The following is a 17,767-nucleotide window of genomic DNA, read 5'->3' on the forward strand; positions in this document are numbered from 1 at the left end:
CTATGAATTTCTATTTTCAAGAGAGGAACAACTTTAAATAGCGCAGTATTCTGCCAAAGCGGTATTCTAGCACTCTCTATGGGAAGAATGGAAGAAAGCTACACTACAGTGAATTTTCAAGTTCGCAGTTTTTATCTATACGTTCTATACATAGGAGGATGAATTATTGATGAATATTCAAGAGATGATATTAACATTACAAAAGCATTGGTCAGATCAAAACTGTATATTAATGCAAGCATATGATGTTGAAAAAGGGGCAGGCACGATGTCGCCAATGACACTTTTACGTAGCCTTGGACCTGAACCATGGAACGTTGCATATGTTGAACCATCACGACGTCCTGCTGATGGCCGTTATGGACAAAATCCCAACAGATTATATCAGCATCATCAATTCCAGGTAATTATGAAACCATCTCCAGATAATATTCAGGAACTATATTTGGAATCATTAGAAAAGTTAGGCATAGATCCAGCACAACATGATATTCGTTTTGTCGAAGATAACTGGGAAAACCCAACATTAGGTGCAGCTGGTCTTGGATGGGAAGTTTGGTTAGATGGTATGGAAATTACACAATTCACGTATTTTCAGCAAATTGGTGGACTGGAGGCAAAACCGGTAGCGGTGGAAATTACTTATGGTATTGAACGATTAGCTTCCTATATTCAAGATAAAGAAAATGTATTTGATTTAGAATGGACAGAGGGGGTAACTGTTGGAGATATTTTCTATCAGCCAGAATATGAACATTCTAAGTATACATTTGAGGAATCCAATACAGACATGCTTTTTGAATTATTCTCTACGTATGAGAAAGAAGCTAAGCGAGCAATGGAAAAAGATTTGGTCTTCCCTGCGTATGATTACGTTCTTAAATGTTCTCACACCTTTAACTTATTAGATGCTAAAGGAGTTATATCTGTCACAGAACGAACAGGATACATAGGACGTGTCCGTAATTTAGCTAGAGAAATTGCTAAACTGTATGTAGCAGAAAGAGAACGCCTTGGATTCCCCATGTTGAAAGGAGAAGAAAAACGTCATGAAAACAACTAATGTTTTATTTGAAGTAGGTTTAGAAGAAATGCCAGCTCGTTTTATGAATGATACAGAAAAGCAATTAAAGAATAAAACGACTGAGTGGTTAAAAGATATTCGCTTAACTTATCAAAATCTTACAACGTATATAACACCTAGAAGATTTGCTGTATTAATTGAAGGTTTAGACTATAAACAAGCTGATGAAGAAGAAGAAGCAAAAGGACCTGCTTTGAAAATAGCTCAAGATGATGAGGGTAGTTGGACTAAAGCAGCGATCGGTTTTTCTAAAGGGCAAGGGAAGTCTGTAGATGATCTATATGTGAAAGAAGTCAACGGGACAGAATATGTTTATGTCAACAAATTTTTAAAAGGTAAAACACAGGAAGAGTTGTTACCAGATTTTAAAGAAATCATTTTGAGCCTAAACTTCCCTAAAAATATGCGTTGGGCTGATCAAAGCTTACGCTTTATTCGTCCAATAAAATGGCTTGTGGCGTTACAAGATGAAAAAGTTATTCCTTTTGAGATAGCCGGTGTACACACAAGTAATGTTAGTTTCGGACATCGTTTTTTAGGAGGGAAGATAGAAATAACTACTCCATCTTCATACGCAGAAATTTTAAGTAATCAATATGTGATTGCTGAAACAACGACACGACAAAAAATGATTGTTGACGGTATTAAACATCTGGAACAAGAAAAAGGATGGAATATTCCAGTTGATGATGATTTATTAACGGAAGTAACCCATCTAGTGGAGTATCCAACAGTATTTTTTGGTCAATATAGTGAGGAATTTTTGCATATACCAAAAGAAGTTCTTATTACATCTATGAAAGAACATCAACGCTACTTTCCTGTACAAACCGCAGATAATGAATTACTGCCATTCTTTATTGGTGTACGCAATGGTACCAGTGATCATATTGAAACAGTGGCAAGAGGTAATGAAAAGGTATTACGGGCAAGGTTACAGGACGCGCAGTTTTTCTATGAAGAGGATCAAAAACAATCAATTGATCATAACTTAAAACAATTAGAGCGCATGGTATTTCAGGAAAGTCTAGGTACGATTGCAGATAAAGTAAAACGAGTAACGGAAATTAGCGGAATAATCGCAAAAGATTTAAATCTCTCAGATCATGAAAAAACTCAAATTGAAAGAACTGCAAAGATAAGCAAATTTGATCTGGTTACGAACATGGTTAACGAATTTACCGAGCTTCAAGGGATAATGGGAAGAAAATATGCTACTATTTTTGGGGAAGATGAAGTCGTAGCACAAGCAATTGAGGAACATTATATGCCAAGAAATGCACATGATGAATTACCTGCTAGTTCAGTTGGTTCTGTTGTGAGTATTGCTGATAAGATCGATACCATTGTCGGATGTTTTGCAGTAGGCTTGATACCAAGCGGTTCTCAAGATCCATATGCTTTAAGAAGACAAGCGTTGGGTATATTGCAAATCAATCAACATAACAGTTGGGATTTAAATATTAATCAGTTAATTGAAAAAGTTTTCGCGCTATTTGATGCAAGGGATATTTCGTCATCTGAAAAATTTCAAGTATTAACTCAAATAGAATCATTTTTTAAACAACGTGCTGCATATATTATGAAAGAAGCAGACATTGGAGCTGATATCATTGAGGCAGTTCTTGTTAACGAATTATCAGATTTCTCCTTCCTTTTAGAAAAAGCGAAATTATTGAAAGGTAAACGAGCTGATGCTAATTTTAAAGACAAACAAGAGGCTTTTGTTCGAGTTATGAATTTAGCAGCTAAAGCTGAAGAAGATATAGAAGTAAAACCTGGATTATTTGATAAAAAAGAAGAGAAAGAGCTATATAACACATATTTAGATATAAAAAATCAGTATAGAAGTGCCATCGCAAAAAAAGATGCAAATGAAGCGCTAAACCAGTTGACACCATTAGTAGAGCCTATCCATGATTTCTTTGACAACACAATGGTCATGGATAAAGATGAAACTATTCGTAATAATCGTTTAGCTTTACTAAATGTTATTACCAATGAAATTAATCAATTTGCAGATTTAACTAAAGTCCAATGGAAACAATCATAGGTCGTAACGGACTGAGGAGGACATAACGTTAATGGAAAAGGCAATCATTTATGTTGTTTCTGATTCAGTAGGAGAAACAGCAGAATTTGTTACAAAGGCAGCACTCAGTCAATTTATGAGTGAGAATGATTATGATTTATATCGCATACCTTATGTAGAAAATATCGAAGTTTTGCGAGGCGCTGTATATCATGCAAAACAACTGGGTGCAATGATTGGATTTACATTAGTCAATCCGATGTTTAGAGAGTTTTTAATTCAAGAAGCTTCTCATAAAAATGTCGAATGTGTTGATATAATGGGACCAATGTTACAGGCAATGGAAAGAAAATTTCAAAAGGAACCGAAACAAGAACCAGGACTGATTCATAAGTTAGACGAAGATTATTTTAGAAGAGTAGAAGCAATAGAATTTGCAGTGCGTTATGATGATGGTAGAGACCCGAGAGGAGTAGAACAAGCCGATATTGTGTTAATCGGGGTGTCTAGAACGTCCAAAACCCCGTTATCACAATATTTAGCCCATAAACAATTAAAGGTTGCGAATGTGCCAATTGTTCCAGAAGTAGATCCGCCTGCTTCATTATTTACCATTCCAACTCAGAAATGTATCGGCTTGAGAATTAGTCCTGAAAAATTAAATAGCATTAGAAAAGAACGTTTAAAAAGTCTTGGACTGGATGATCAAGCTGCATATGCGAATGTTGACCGTATAGCATCAGAATTAGATTACTTTAATAAGCTTATTCATCAACTTGGTTGTCCGGTTATTGATGTGTCGAATAAAGCTGTCGAAGAAACAGCAAATATTATTTTGAATTTAATTAATCAACCTTATTGGGATTTACATGATAACAAAGCAAGTGAATAAATAAGATAAGATGTTGGAAAATAATATGAATATATATTATAATTATATTTTGTGAAAATGTTTATATTATTAATAAAATGTATATTACTGACTAATACATTAAATTTTTTGTTAGCCTTTAATTGTTGATAATTATAAAAAAAATGCAACATTTTTTCAAAAAAACTTTGATTCAAGCAGGAATTTGCGGTTTTGTGTAGAATTATGTATCCATAAGCATCTTTTATTATTCGACATTTTATAACTCTGTGTCATGAAATAGCGTATTTATTACGGTGTTTACATGTTCCTTGTTAGAGGTATTATGTAAATAAGAGGCTATTTTTTATTGTGCAGTGAAAGGTATAGCATACCGATGATGAGAAAATTGTCGAACTTTTAATTTAAGTAGTAGTGAGAAATGGTGATAAATAATGGCCTATCAAGTGTCTGATGAAACGATTGGGTCGCTTCGTCAAGCTAATGATGTTGTCGATATTGTTGGAGAATATGTTCAATTAAAAAAACAAGGCCGAAATTATTTTGGACTCTGTCCATTTCACTCAGAAAATACGCCTTCTTTTTCTGTAAACCAAGATAAACAAATTTATCATTGCTTTGGGTGTGGCAAAGGTGGCAATGTTATTACGTTTATTATGGAAATGGAAGGATATACTTTTCAACGAGCAATCCGTTATTTAGCTGAAAAATCTGGTCAGTCTATTCCTGAATTAAAAGAACCAGCAAATGAAAAGGTTAATAGCGAGGAACAGACTATTTTAGATGCTTATCAATGGCTAGTAAAGCTTTACCATCATTTATTACGACATTCAAAAGATGGAAAAAAAGCTTTGGAATATCTTTATAAAAGAGGCTTTTCTGATGAAGCAATCGATCAGTTCCAAATAGGATATTCGCCAACATCAAAAGATTTTATAGCACAATTTTTAGAAAAAAAAGGCTTCCATAAGCAAGTAATGGCAAATGCTGGGTTATTAACTGCAGGAAATGAAGGGAATTATTACGACCGATTTCAAGCAAGAGTTATTTTTCCAATCCGTAATCATTTAGGTAAAACCATTGGATTTGTAGGAAGAACTGTTACAGATCAGGAACCTAAGTATTTAAACAGTCCTGAAACATCTTTGTTTAAAAAAAGTAAATTACTTTATAACTTTGATTTAGCTAGAAGTGAAATCAGAAAAAAGGGAGAAGTAATTCTGTTTGAAGGATCCGCAGACGTTATAGCCGCTCATCAGGCTGGTGTTACGAATGGTGTAGCATCATTAGGGACTTCTTTAACAGAAACACATGCAAGTCTTTTAAGAAGGTATGTTGATACAGTATTAATCTGTTATGACGGAGATAACGCTGGTCAAAATGCAACTTATAAAGCCATTCAATTATTGAAAAAAGTTGGCTGTAACATAAAAGTAGCTACATTACCTTATAATTATGATCCAGATCAGTATATACAAGAGTACGGAAAAGAAAAATTCCGAACACAAGTTATTGAAACTGCTGATACAGAAATGGCTTTCTTAATGAAGTTTTTAAAAAAGAATTTTAATTTAAAACTTGAAGGAGATCGACTGCAATATGTAGAAAGAGTAATTGGGGAAGTTGCACAACTAAATAGTTCGATTGAACAAGACCATTACATTCGAGAGTTAGCAGAAGAATTTAATCTCGCTTATGAGGTATTATCACAAGAATTAAACTCTCGAATACGAAATATCAAAAAAAATGATGATAACCGCGAGAGGTTTGGTAATACTAATGGTGGAAATCAACAGAAATATGTACCGAAAAAATTAAATGTTTTACCACCAGCTTATCAGAATGCAGAACGTCGGTTAATCGCATTTATGCTACAAAATACTCACATTGCAGAAAAAGTCAGAGAAACGATTGGATCTAAGTTTAATTTAGAACAACATCAAATTATTGTAACCCATCTGTACGGATATTATGAAGAAGGGAACCAACCCGATCCCAGTCATTTCTTAACATATCTGGATGATGCAAAGCTTCAACAAACTGTTGTAGAACTATCGATGATGGATTATTCTTGGGAAATGTCAGAAAAGGAGCTTCAAGATTATATCCATCTAATTCAATCAGAACAGACAGATAATGAAGAAATTAAGCAACTACAACAAAAAATGAAACAGTTAGAGAAATCAGATCCAAAGGAAGCAGCTAAAGTAGCAATGGAGATCATAAAGATAAAACAACAATCGAAAAATTGGAGTTAGTTTTGGAAGGAGGGGCACTCATGGCAGAAAACAAGCCATCACGTTCAAAAGAAGCTGAATTAACAATTGAGCAGGCCAAAGACCAGTTATTGGAATTAGGTAAAAAACGTGGTGTATTAGCATATGAGGAAGTAGCAGAAAGATTAGCAAATTTTGATTTAGAATCTGATCAAATGGATGAATTCTATGAGTACCTAAATGAACAAGGTGTAGAAGTAATAGGGGATTCGGATGAAGATCCTACCATGCAACAGCTTTCTAAAGAGGAAGAATTCGACCTAAATGATTTAAGTGTACCGTTAGGAATTAAAATAAATGATCCGGTTCGAATGTATTTAAAGGAAATTGGTCGAGTAGATTTATTATCAGCAACAGAAGAAATTGATCTTGCAAAAAGAATTGAAGAAGGCGACGAATACGCTAAAAAAAGATTAGCTGAAGCAAACCTTCGTCTAGTTGTAAGTATTGCAAAACGTTATGTTGGACGCGGTATGCTATTTTTAGATCTAATTCAAGAAGGAAACATGGGTCTGATTAAAGCTGTCGAGAAATTCGATTTCCGTAAAGGATTTAAGTTCAGTACCTATGCAACATGGTGGATTCGACAAGCCATCACAAGAGCTATTGCAGATCAGGCAAGAACGATCAGAATTCCTGTTCATATGGTTGAAACAATAAATAAACTCATTCGGGTTCAACGACAATTATTACAAGACCTAGGGAGAGAACCAACACCAGAAGAAATTGCTAAGGACATGGAATTAACACCAGATAAGGTAAGAGAAATCTTGAAAATTGCTCAAGAGCCTGTATCGTTAGAAACACCTATTGGAGAGGAAGATGACTCGCACCTTGGTGATTTTATCGAAGACCAAGAAGCTACTTCGCCTTCTGATCACGCAGCATATGAATTATTGAAAGAACAATTAGAAGATGTTTTAGATACACTAACAGATCGTGAAGAAAACGTATTACGGTTACGTTTTGGTTTAGATGATGGCAGAACGAGAACATTAGAAGAAGTCGGTAAAGTATTTGGCGTAACTCGTGAAAGAATTCGTCAAATTGAAGCGAAAGCATTACGTAAATTACGTCATCCAAGTCGTAGTAAACGATTAAAAGATTTCTTGGAATAAATTCTCTAAGTGTGATGAATGAACTATCTTCTTATCAGAGAAGATAGTTCATTTTGAATTTTCACTAAGACTATCAACGTTTTATATTATTAGCCGATATAATGGTTAAAGTGGATTAGACTTGGAGATGGTATTAATGGATGAAGAACGTAAGCACATAATTATTAACGAAATTAATTACTGGAAGACACATCACTTATTACCAAATCAGTATTGTGATTTTTTACTAGCTCTTTATACGGAAGGGGAAGGAACGAAAGAAAATAAAATTAGTGAAAGCAGACAAACACCGTATTATTTGCTTTTATATTTTTTGGATACATTATTGATATTATTCCCTATTTTAATTTTCCAGTTTACAGATAATAAACTTTTTTATATAATTGGTATCGCTCTCACTATAATTTGTTCACTTGGCATGATAAAGGCTTTTTCGCGAAATGATCAATTAAAAGACTCTTATGCTGTGATGATATTCTTCTTAGTTTTTTTATTTTCCACGATGTTATGGATTAATGAGTACTTTCGGGTATATTGGATCACTTATACATGGATTTTAATTAATAGTATTTCTTGGATAATATTTGGTAAAATAAGAAGGCAGTTTTTCTTACAAATTGCAGGGGTATTTATTTTGATTATTTTGGCAATCATGTTTGGTTTCCATTATTTTTAGACAATTTCATGAATTTTAATGAGTATTACTTTTCTATTTGCCTATTTTGAAGTAAAATAAAGATGGTTTTCCATAATACATATAAGAAAAATTTGTTGAGGATTGTAAACCTAGTTTGATGCGTAATTGAAGGAGGAAAAAACGATGAAGAAAAATCCAATTATACCTTTTGCACTTATTGCTGTTCTTGGGATTTTAGCTATGATCATTTTAGCCGTAGTGGGATTAAATGAACAAGAAAGAATAGCAAATGGTGGAGAAGAAGGAGAAACTACACAAGCAGATCCAGAAGCATTAATTCAAAGCTGTATTGGATGTCATGGTGGTGACTTAGAAGGTGGAAGTGGACCATCTCTTAATGATGTTCATGAGAGATTAAGTGTAGAGGAAATTGAAAGGACAATTATTGAAGGTAGACCTGATAAAGGTATGCCCGCTGGCCTAGTAAGTAATGAGGAAGCCGCAATATTAGCTGAATGGTTGGCTGCAAAAGGGGAAGAATAGAGTTTCAAAAGCTTTCTGTATCGACAGAAGGCTTTTTTCATCTTTAAAAAGTGAAAGGAAAAAAATCATGTTATCAAAAAGACTAGAACAGGTAGCAGAATACTTAAAGGAACCGATTCATTTTGCCGATATTGGTTCTGATCATGCCTACTTACCATGTTATGTTTGTTTACGGCATGAACATGCAACTGCCATCGCAGGGGAGGTTAATCAAGGACCGCTTGAAAGAGCAAAGCAAACTGTTAGAGAACATGGCCTTAGCGATCGAATTCAAGTAAGAAAAGGGAATGGCTTAGAAGTTATTAAAAAAGAAGAAGTGAATCAGATAACTATTGCCGGTATGGGGGGCAAGCTAATCCGAACTATTCTTGAGGAGGGTAAATCTAAATTACATGGTGTCTCACGATTAATTTTACAGCCTAATATTGATGCCCAAATCGTTCGTGAGTGGTTAATGGATCATCAATATAAAATTGTGGCAGAAGATATAATTTTAGAAGATGGCTATATTTATGAGATCATTGTCAGCGAATATTGGAATGAGCCACTTGATCTTTCTGAAAAGGATCTATTTTTTGGTCCATATCTTCTTAAAGAAAAAAGTCAAGTTTTTTACAAGAAATGGTTCCATGAGAAAGAGAAACGTCTGAAGCTGATTAATCAGATGAAACAAGCCAAACATTTACCAGTTGAAAAAATCAACAAGTTAGAAACTGAAATGGAATGGATTAGGGAGGTAATAGCAGATGACGACCGTTAAGGATGTAATTCGTTTATTCGAGAACTGGGTTCCTAAGCATTATGCAGAGTCCTGGGATAATGTTGGCCTACAAGTGGGGTCAGAGGATCAAAAGGTTAATAAACTAATGATAACCTTGGACGTGATAGACACTGTCGTAGATGAAGCGATAGATAAAAACGTGGACCTTATTATTGCTCATCATCCACTATTATTCAAAGGCTTAAAGCATATTGACTTCCAAGATCCTAAAGGGCGAGTAGTAAAAAAGTTAATCCAGCATAATATCACCGTTTATGCAGCCCACACCAATCTTGATGTAGTAGAAGGTGGTGTGAACGACATGTTGTCAGAACGACTAGAACTTACAAACACAAAGGTATTAGTACCAACAGTGGAGGAACCATTATTTAAATTTATCGTTTATGTCCCTCAAACGCACTTGAATGTGATGGTCAATGCTTTAGGAGACGCTGGTGCAGGACATATTGGTAACTATAGCCATTGTACTTTCCGAGTTGCGGGAACCGGTGCATTTAAACCGTTAGAAGGAACCAACCCTTTCCTTGGCAGACAAGATGAAATAGAAGAAGTTAATGAATATAAAGTAGAAACAATTATTAAAAAATCACAATTGTCACGTATATTGCAAGTAGCAGAAAAGAAACACCCATATGAAGAAATGGCGTATGATGTAATACCGCTTGCCAATAAAGGTAATCAGATTGGTCTAGGGCGTATTGGTAAGCTATCTCAGCCGATGAAATTAGCAGAGTATGCTGAAGTAGTTAAACGTAATTTACATATTCCGGCATTACGTTATGTTGGAAATCAAAACCAAATCATTAAGAAAGTTGCTATATTAGGAGGCAGCGGCAAAGGGTATATTGATATAGCTCGGTACGCTGGTGCCGAGCTATACATAACTGGCGATTTAACTTTTCATGAAGCACAAGATGCTGAAGAGGCGGGTCTCTGCCTAATTGATCCAGGTCACCATGTCGAGGAAGTAATGAAACAAGGAGTAAAAGATTATTTCTTAGCAAACCTTGATGCATTACCAGAAAAAATTGAGGTAGAAATATCAAGATTGTCAACAGATCCATTTCGTTATCAATAATAGAGAAGAAGCAAGCACCACAACGGCGCTTGCTTCTTATTTTTTGGCTTTTACTTTTGGTAGGATCTTGTCTTTTTTTACTTTTGATGTACGATCCCATGTTTCAGGATTATTTGCATCATATTGTTCAATAAATTTAATTACTTCTTTAGCAATTGGTGTTGGGGTGGAAGCACCAGCAGTCACAGCAACTTTTGAAACACCTTCTAACCACTCAAATTGAATTTCAGATACATCAGCAATTCGATATGCTGGAGTGTCTGCTTTTTCAATTGAAACTTGTGCTAAACGGTTGGAGTTATTACTGCGTGGATCTCCAACTACTAAAGTTAGATCGGCATCTTTTGCCTGTTCTGCTACTGCTTCCTGGCGAACTTGAGTTGCCATGCAGATTTCTTGTTCCATCTCTGTTTGCGGATATTTCTCTTGTACTTTTAACATCACATCATGAACGTCCCATTGACTCATCGTCGTTTGATTCGTCACTAATACTTTTGCTGAATGAATGTTAAGTTTTTCAACGTCTTCTTGGTTTTGTATTAAATGAACATGATCAGGAGCTACACCTACAGCACCCTCAGGTTCTGGATGTCCTTTCTTGCCAATATAGACAATTTCATAATTTTCTTTTACTTTTTCACGAATCAAATCATGTGTTCTCGTAACATCTGGGCACGTTGCGTCAAGAACAGTTAACCCTTTTTCTTCTGCTCGTTTTTTAACTTCTGGTGATACACCATGAGCAGTGAAAATAACTGTTCCATCTTCAATTTCATCTAGAAGCTCTTCACGATTTCTTCCATCTAATGTATAAACACCTTGTTCTTTGAAGGCGTTGGTTACATGCGAATTATGAACAATCATACCAAGTATATAAATAGGGCGAGGTAGATTGGGATCCTTCACTGCATTTTGAGCAATTACCATTGCATCGACAACTCCATAGCAATATCCTCTAGGAGCAATCTTAATTACGTCCATCCTGGTTCCCCCTCTGTACTTTCTACTAGAGATCAAGTAAAATGTTAATAGCGGACTTGAATTTGTCCAATACTTATATTATAAAGGTATTTGCTACAATTGACAAAGATATTTGTTAACTAGAAGGAGATTAACATGGAAAAGCATTTATTTAAACAATATGCATTGAATGATTGGATGAATGAAGTGATTGGCAAGTTAGGATTTTATGAGCCCACTGCTATTCAAGCCAAGGTCATTCCAGAAGCTTTAAAAGGAAAAGACATTATCGGTCAATCGGAAACTGGATCAGGCAAAACCCATGCCTTTTTAATTCCATTACTGAATAAAATCGATTCGAATCAATCTGAAACACAGATTGTTTTAACTGCACCAACAAGGGAACTTGCTACCCAAATATATGATGAAGTAAAAAAAATTATGCAGCTTTCCGAAAATGAGGATAATTGGCGGGCAAAGTTAATCATCGGTGGAACGGATAAAAAACGAATGGTTGAAAAAATGAAGCAGAATCCACATATCGTAGTAGGTACACCTGGGCGTATTTTAGATTTAGTACAAGAAGGTGTATTAGATATTTATTCCGCACGTTCCTTTGTCATGGATGAAACAGATTTAATGTTAGAATTAGGACTTATTGAAGAAATTGATCGGATCCTTATAAATGCAAATTCTGACATTCAAGTGATGGTGTTTTCGGCAACCATTCCCGAAAAACTACAGCCATTTCTTAAGAAATATTTACATGCACCTCTTTATGTCAATATTGATGACCGATTAGCTCCAGAGAAGCTAGAACATCGTTTAATTGATCTTAGACATCGCGAACAAGATGATGTGATTTTTGAAATTTCCAAGGTAATTCAACCATATTTAGCTATTATTTTTACGAATGGAAAGGAAAATGCCAACCAATTAGCGGAAAAGTTACAGACTAAAGGCTTAGATGTCGGGCTGATTCATGGTGGACTTAATCAAAGGGAACGAAAAAGAGTCCTTAAAGAAATTCAGCAGCTGAAATATCAATATATTGTCGCTACTGATCTCGCTGCCCGTGGTATCGATATTAAGGGTGTTAGCCATGTGATTAATGCGGAATTACCGAAAGAAGAATCATTCTATTTACATCGAGTTGGTAGAACCGCTCGCGCAGGTATGGAAGGTACGGCTATTAGCCTTTATCAGGAAGAAGATATATCACTAATTAAGAAACTAGAGAAAAAAGGATTAAGCTTTATGTTTTACGATGTCGTAAAAGGAGAATGGCGAGAAGCCAAAGCATGGAACATAAGGCAAAAGCGGGAAAGACAAGAAAATGAAGTTGAGAAAAAAGCATGGCAACAAATAAGAAAACCGAAAAAAGTGAAGCCAGGATATAAGAAAAAAATGAAAAAACAACAGCAAAAAGTAAAGAAGAAAATAGAAAGAAATCAATATAAGAAAAAATAGAAAAGGTGAGAGGGAATTATGTTAAAAATTGGATCACATGTGTCAATGAGTGGGAAGAAAATGCTTTTAGGTTCAAGTGAAGAAGCAGTCTCATACGGTTCTACAGCGTTTATGATTTATACAGGAGCTCCTCAAAATACGAGAAGAAAGCCAATTGAAGAGTTAAATATTGAAGCAGGTCGTCAACATATGGAGGATAACGGTATTTTGGATGTTGTTGTCCATGCGCCATATATTATCAATATTGGCAATGCGAAAAAGAAAGAAACATTCGAACTAGGGGTAACGTTTTTAAAGAATGAAATTGATCGTACAGAAGCTATCGGTGCTAAACAAATTGTACTACACCCAGGGGCACATGTTGGTGAAGGTGTTGATACAGGAATCGCCAAAATTATTGAAGGATTAAATGAAGTATTAGATCCAAAACAAGATGTTCAGATTGCTTTGGAAACAATGGCTGGTAAGGGATCAGAAATTGGTCGTAGTTTTGATGAATTAGCAAGAATTATTGACGGTGTAACACATAACGATAGACTTTCTATCTGTATGGATACTTGTCACATTCATGATGCAGGATATCCTATTGTTGATGATTTTGACAGCGTATTAAATGATTTTGATAAAATAATTGGGCTTGATCGTTTGAAAGTAGTTCATATTAATGACAGTAAAAATGTACAGGGTGCAGGAAAAGACCGTCATGAAAATATCGGATTTGGACATATCGGTTTTGAAACGATTCATAACATTGTCTATCATGATCAGTTAACAGAATTGCCGAAGATTTTGGAAACTCCTTACGTTGGAGAAGATAAGAAAAATAAAAAACCTCCATATAAATTTGAGATCGAAATGCTGAAAAATGGATCTTTTGTTACAGATTTAAAAGAACAAATAGTAAATCAATAATTTTAATGCAACTGGAATATTCTCACTCCACAGAATTGTATATTCCAGTTGCGGATGTAATTAGCCCGTTTCATGAATGATGAAATGGGTTATTTTGTATTTGTAATGTTTATCTATTATTGGAAGTAATCTTCTACTCCATAGTCTTTAATCATTTTATGAAATAGTTGCTGGCAAGCTTTGGCTGTTTTGATGTCAGTGATTTGGGCTAATTTTTTTAGCATTTTTGCTCGATCTTCAGCAATTGTTGGGTCATAAGTAGTGCTTTGTAAATGGCTAGATATTAATTTAGCTTGGTCTTTAGTAATGGAAATATGATATTTGCTTGCATACTCCATTATTTCCCTGGCACTGATTTTTTTCAATTTACTAATTATAATTCGTTTTGTTAAACCGTTCATTCTAAAACTCCTTTATATTCGTTTCATTATTTTATGCATGAATGTTTAAGTTTTGTGCATAAAGGTAATAAGAGTAAAGTTGAATCATTTGCATTAATCGACATTATTCGCTAACATATAGCGCTGTAGATAAAACTACAATGTCGAGCAATGCTTTGACCGCAAAGGAGTGTATCATTAAATGTCAAAAAAAATGCAGTGGATTAGTATTGTATTGGCTTTGGTGCTTGTAAGTTGGAGCTATTATCAAGTAAATTCATATAAATCAAAAATGCAAGCACTGAAGCAAGATAAAGCTGAATTAGAGCAAGAGATGCAAAATATGGAGTCTCAAGCTCAATATATCTTGAATCAAGCTAATCAAAAAGAAATTGAATTAACACATGAAACATGGCCAAAATTTTTTGATATAGCAGAAGTCATGGTTGAGGAAAGTGATGGGAAATTTCTAAGGCCATGGGCTATTTATTTAGTGAAAGAGGCAGAATCGTATGGGATTGATCCATTTATTGTCTATGAACTTTTAAAAATTGAAACAGGCAACAGTTTTGATCCAGAATTAGTTGGGCCGGAAACAAAATACGGTCATGCTTACGGTATGGCACAGTTTATGAAAAACACAGCACCATGGATAGCAGATATGGCGGCTATGCCATATAAAGAAGATCTTTTATTTGATCCGTATTATTCCATAAAATTATCATTAGTCTATCTTGATTATTTATATGGTCAATATGATAATTGGGACGAAACTTTAACAGCATATCATCGTGGCATGGCAGGATTAGAGCAATATAAACTTAAAAATGGTCATGCGAATAGCGAATATGCAACGCGTATTCAACGAAATGCTCAAAAGTATAAAGAATTTGTTGCATATGCACCGTAATTTGAAAGTAGAAATTACCACGTAAGTGTGAAAATAAATAAGGCATACTAGAAATGTACCTCTAAAAGAAAAGGAGGGTATAACAGTATGCCAGAAAATCAGAATCCACAGCAACGTGTTGAGAATGCGCCCAAAATCGATAATGGTCATATCGATGAAGCACCGCAATCAAAACAATTTGTAAACACTGATGAATTGTATTCAGTAGATGAGGCATATAAGAGGGAAGCTGAGGCGTCTGCTGAGTTATCAGCAAATGAATTTAATCGTCCTATACAATCTGAAGAACAAGAAACTGAAATGAAATCAGATGTAAATACTGCATATGGTTGGGCAGGTTTAGTTATAGCTTTAGCTTCCTTTTTTATTTGGCCACTATTGATGGCTATAGGTGGTATTGTCTTAGGATTTATTTCTAAGCGACAAGGTGCCGATACGCTAGGTAATGCGGCTATCGTAACAGCGATCGTTTCGATAATAATTTCGCTGATATTTATACCATTATAAAGAAAAAAGGCAAGCCATTTATGGCTTGCCTTTTAATAATAAACTGGTGAACGTTCTAATTAACTTTTTCTTTTAATTATACTTCCTGAGTTTCTTCTTCTTTTTGTTTTTGTATATATTCTTCTGCTATCTTATCTACCTCGATTTTTAATTCTTCTACCATGGTTTCTTCGGGTACTTTTCGAATAATTTCACCATGACGGAATAATAAACCTTCACCACGAGCACCTGCGATACCAATGTCAGCTTCTCGAGCTTCTCCAGGACCGTTTACAGCACAACCAAGTACTGCTACTTTGATAGGTGCTTTTATGGTTGAAATATATTCCTCCACTTCGTTTGCAATCTTAATAAGGTCAATTTCAATTCGTCCACAAGTTGGGCAAGAAATTAATGTTGCTGCATTTGATGCAAGCCCAAAGGATTTTAATAATTCTTTAGCAACTTTTACCTCTTCTACAGGATCGGCACTTAATGAAATACGCATGGTGCTTCCAATCCCTTTACTTAGGATTGCCCCCATACCAGCTGCGCTTTTTATACTACCAGCAAAAAGCGTTCCTGATTCTGTGATACCTAAATGTAAAGGATATGGAATAACTTCAGCTGCTTTTTCATATGCTTCAATTGCTAATTTAACATCTGATGCCTTTAAGGATACAACAATGTCATGAAAGTCGAGATCTTCTAAAATTTTAATATGATGTAGAGCACTTTCAACCATTCCATCAGCGGTTGGATAACCGTATTTTTCTAGGATGTGGCGCTCAAGAGAACCAGCGTTTACCCCAATTCGAATGGGAATTCCTTTTTCTTTAGCAGCATTTACGACTGCTTCCACTTTATCTCTTTTTCCAATATTACCTGGGTTAATACGAATTTTATCTGCGCCACCTTCAATTGCTTTTAGCGCTAGTTTATAATTAAAGTGAATATCAACTACGAGTGGAATATTGATTCTTTTTTTAATTTCAGGAATTGCGTTAGCTGCGCGCTCGTCTGGACAAGCCACACGCACAATTTGACAACCTGCTTCTTCAAGCCGTTCAATTTCTTTAACGGTTGCTTCGACATCGTGTGTTTTGGTAGTTGTCATGGATTGGATAACTACTTGGTCCTTACCTCCAACCATCACATTCCCAACTTTAACAGGTCGTGTATCTTTTCGATGTATTAAAGCCATAAATAAAATCGCTCCTTTAATTCAGTTTCCCAAAAATTCAAACATATAAAATGGCAAATCCCTGATAGAGTTTTTTAAACATAATCAGTGGCAGAAATTTGTTACCATTGTCCATTATAAAGGTTAAAATAAGAAAAGAGAAGTACCAAACCTTATTCTTAAAGAAAAAATAATAATTCTGAAACTAATTAATACTTCATTTCGTATGATATGATAGAAAGTATAAAGCCGATTTGAGGTGAGCGAATGTTTACGTTAACTGCTGATTGGATGAGTTTTGTTATCGTTGCCCTTGCAACACTTTTTCTGATTGGGGAACTACTCGTCAATGCAAAAGGCGTTTTTAGTATTTTAGGTTTTGGATTTATTACCATTTATTTTTCTTCATTTTTAGATCCAGGTATGTTTTTTGTCATGATTATTATATACTTCTTTGGATTAATGCTGATGGTTATAGACGGAAAGGTTTTAAATGATGGAACCCTTGCCGTAATCGGGCTTGTGTGTATGATCGTTTCTGTTGGATTCACCGCTCCTAACTGGGTTGCTGGCTCTTATGCAGTTTTAGGTGTATTTATTGGTGGCTTCAGTTCGTTTGGCTTTTTAAAGGTTTTTAAGAAACGACAGATGTGGTCAAAAATAACGTTATTTGATCAACTTACAGATGAAGCAGGTTACTCGAGCATCAATCAATCATATAAAGAATTAGTCGGTAAAACAGGATTAACAACAACAGATATGAGACCGATTGGAACAGTGTTAATTGATGAGAAAGAATATAGTGCAATAACACAAGGAAAATGGCTCAAAAAAAATACCGAAGTGGAAATAGCAGATGTGGATGGAACAAAGATTCTCGTAAAGGATAAAAAAAATTAAAAGAAAAGTCTGCTGATTAGGTACCGACCCCCAAAAGTTAGAGTAATAAATCTAACTTTTGGGGGTGTTTTTATGGCAAAATATAGTGAAGAATTTAAAATGAAGTTAATCACTGAGTATTTAGAGGGAAACATTGGATATGGATC

Annotated in this window: 17 protein-coding genes; 14 read left to right on the plus strand and 3 right to left on the minus strand. The window is 34.9% G+C overall.

Features of this window, described 5'->3' with window-relative positions; translation table 11 throughout:
* Positions 1-169 precede the first annotated feature (169 nt).
* The 9 genes from glyQ (at position 170) to ACTWP4_RS21295 (ending at position 10,420) form a co-directional block, all read left to right on the plus strand.
* Positions 170-1,063 (plus strand): glycine--tRNA ligase subunit alpha, encoded by an 894-nt coding sequence (glyQ, locus tag ACTWP4_RS21255; RefSeq protein WP_443130805.1) that lies wholly within the window; start codon positions 170-172, stop codon positions 1,061-1,063.
* A complete protein-coding gene (gene glyS, locus ACTWP4_RS21260; RefSeq protein ID WP_443130789.1) occupies positions 1,050-3,137 on the plus strand; it encodes a glycine--tRNA ligase subunit beta in 2,088 nt (695 codons plus the stop codon). The genes glyQ and glyS overlap by 14 nt, the downstream gene beginning before the upstream one ends.
* Before the next feature lie 31 nt (positions 3,138-3,168).
* Positions 3,169-4,008 carry a pyruvate, water dikinase regulatory protein gene (locus tag ACTWP4_RS21265; protein WP_443130790.1) on the plus strand — a complete coding sequence of 280 codons (840 nt, stop codon included), beginning with the start codon at positions 3,169-3,171 and terminating at the stop codon, positions 4,006-4,008.
* Between the two features lie 413 nt (positions 4,009-4,421).
* On the plus strand, positions 4,422-6,245 hold the full coding sequence (gene dnaG, locus ACTWP4_RS21270; protein ID WP_443130791.1) for a DNA primase: 1,824 nt from the start codon (positions 4,422-4,424) through the stop codon (positions 6,243-6,245).
* A gap of 20 nt (positions 6,246-6,265) precedes the next feature.
* Positions 6,266-7,381, plus strand: a complete 1,116-nt coding sequence (rpoD, locus tag ACTWP4_RS21275; RefSeq protein WP_443130792.1) for an RNA polymerase sigma factor RpoD — start codon at positions 6,266-6,268, stop codon at positions 7,379-7,381.
* 136 nt (positions 7,382-7,517) lie between these two features.
* The gene (locus ACTWP4_RS21280) at positions 7,518-8,057 is read left to right on the plus strand and encodes a hypothetical protein (RefSeq protein ID WP_443130793.1); all 540 of its coding nucleotides are present in this window, start codon (positions 7,518-7,520) and stop codon (positions 8,055-8,057) included.
* A gap of 144 nt (positions 8,058-8,201) precedes the next feature.
* A complete protein-coding gene (gene cccA, locus ACTWP4_RS21285) occupies positions 8,202-8,561 on the plus strand; it encodes a cytochrome c550 (protein ID WP_443130794.1) in 360 nt (119 codons plus the stop codon).
* A 67-nt stretch (positions 8,562-8,628) separates the two neighbouring features.
* A complete protein-coding gene (locus ACTWP4_RS21290) occupies positions 8,629-9,321 on the plus strand; it encodes a tRNA (adenine(22)-N(1))-methyltransferase (RefSeq protein WP_443130795.1) in 693 nt (230 codons plus the stop codon).
* The gene (locus ACTWP4_RS21295; RefSeq protein ID WP_443130796.1) at positions 9,308-10,420 is read left to right on the plus strand and encodes a Nif3-like dinuclear metal center hexameric protein; all 1,113 of its coding nucleotides are present in this window, start codon (positions 9,308-9,310) and stop codon (positions 10,418-10,420) included. Before ACTWP4_RS21290 ends, ACTWP4_RS21295 begins: the two co-directional genes overlap by 14 nt.
* Before the next feature lie 36 nt (positions 10,421-10,456).
* Here ACTWP4_RS21295 and ACTWP4_RS21300 read toward each other — a convergent pair whose 3' ends face one another.
* Positions 10,457-11,401, minus strand: coding sequence for a 4-hydroxy-3-methylbut-2-enyl diphosphate reductase (locus ACTWP4_RS21300; RefSeq protein WP_443130797.1), 945 nt, complete (start codon positions 11,399-11,401; stop codon positions 10,457-10,459).
* Between the two features lie 135 nt (positions 11,402-11,536).
* On the opposite strand from ACTWP4_RS21300, the gene ACTWP4_RS21305 reads away from it, so the two are divergent.
* Together ACTWP4_RS21305 and ACTWP4_RS21310 are read left to right on the plus strand one after the other, a co-directional pair.
* Positions 11,537-12,850, plus strand: a complete 1,314-nt coding sequence (locus ACTWP4_RS21305) for a DEAD/DEAH box helicase (RefSeq protein ID WP_443130798.1) — start codon at positions 11,537-11,539, stop codon at positions 12,848-12,850.
* 18 nt (positions 12,851-12,868) lie between these two features.
* Positions 12,869-13,762: a deoxyribonuclease IV gene (locus ACTWP4_RS21310; RefSeq protein ID WP_443130799.1), complete on the plus strand. Its 894-nt coding sequence runs from the start codon at positions 12,869-12,871 to the stop codon at positions 13,760-13,762.
* 116 nt (positions 13,763-13,878) lie between these two features.
* On the opposite strand, the gene ACTWP4_RS21315 is transcribed toward ACTWP4_RS21310, so the two are convergent.
* Entirely contained in the window at positions 13,879-14,163 is a 285-nt protein-coding gene (locus tag ACTWP4_RS21315) for a DUF2624 family protein (protein ID WP_443130800.1), read from the minus strand.
* A gap of 181 nt (positions 14,164-14,344) precedes the next feature.
* Between ACTWP4_RS21315 and ACTWP4_RS21320 the strand changes: the two genes are divergently transcribed.
* Positions 14,345-15,052 (plus strand): lytic transglycosylase domain-containing protein, encoded by a 708-nt coding sequence (locus ACTWP4_RS21320; protein WP_443130801.1) that lies wholly within the window; start codon positions 14,345-14,347, stop codon positions 15,050-15,052.
* Positions 15,053-15,139: 87 nt separating this feature from the next.
* The gene (locus ACTWP4_RS21325; protein ID WP_443130802.1) at positions 15,140-15,559 is read left to right on the plus strand and encodes a DUF4190 domain-containing protein; all 420 of its coding nucleotides are present in this window, start codon (positions 15,140-15,142) and stop codon (positions 15,557-15,559) included.
* A gap of 76 nt (positions 15,560-15,635) precedes the next feature.
* Here ACTWP4_RS21325 and ispG read toward each other — a convergent pair whose 3' ends face one another.
* Positions 15,636-16,742, minus strand: coding sequence for a flavodoxin-dependent (E)-4-hydroxy-3-methylbut-2-enyl-diphosphate synthase (gene ispG / locus ACTWP4_RS21330; protein WP_443130803.1), 1,107 nt, complete (start codon positions 16,740-16,742; stop codon positions 15,636-15,638).
* A 246-nt stretch (positions 16,743-16,988) separates the two neighbouring features.
* On the opposite strand from ispG, the gene ACTWP4_RS21335 reads away from it, so the two are divergent.
* Positions 16,989-17,621 (plus strand): NfeD family protein, encoded by a 633-nt coding sequence (locus tag ACTWP4_RS21335; RefSeq protein WP_443130804.1) that lies wholly within the window; start codon positions 16,989-16,991, stop codon positions 17,619-17,621.
* Positions 17,622-17,767: the final 146 nt, after the last annotated feature.

The sequence above is a fragment of the Gracilibacillus sp. D59 genome (assembly GCF_052246695.1).
In the GTDB taxonomy this organism is placed as follows: Bacteria; Bacillota; Bacilli; order Bacillales; family Amphibacillaceae; genus Gracilibacillus.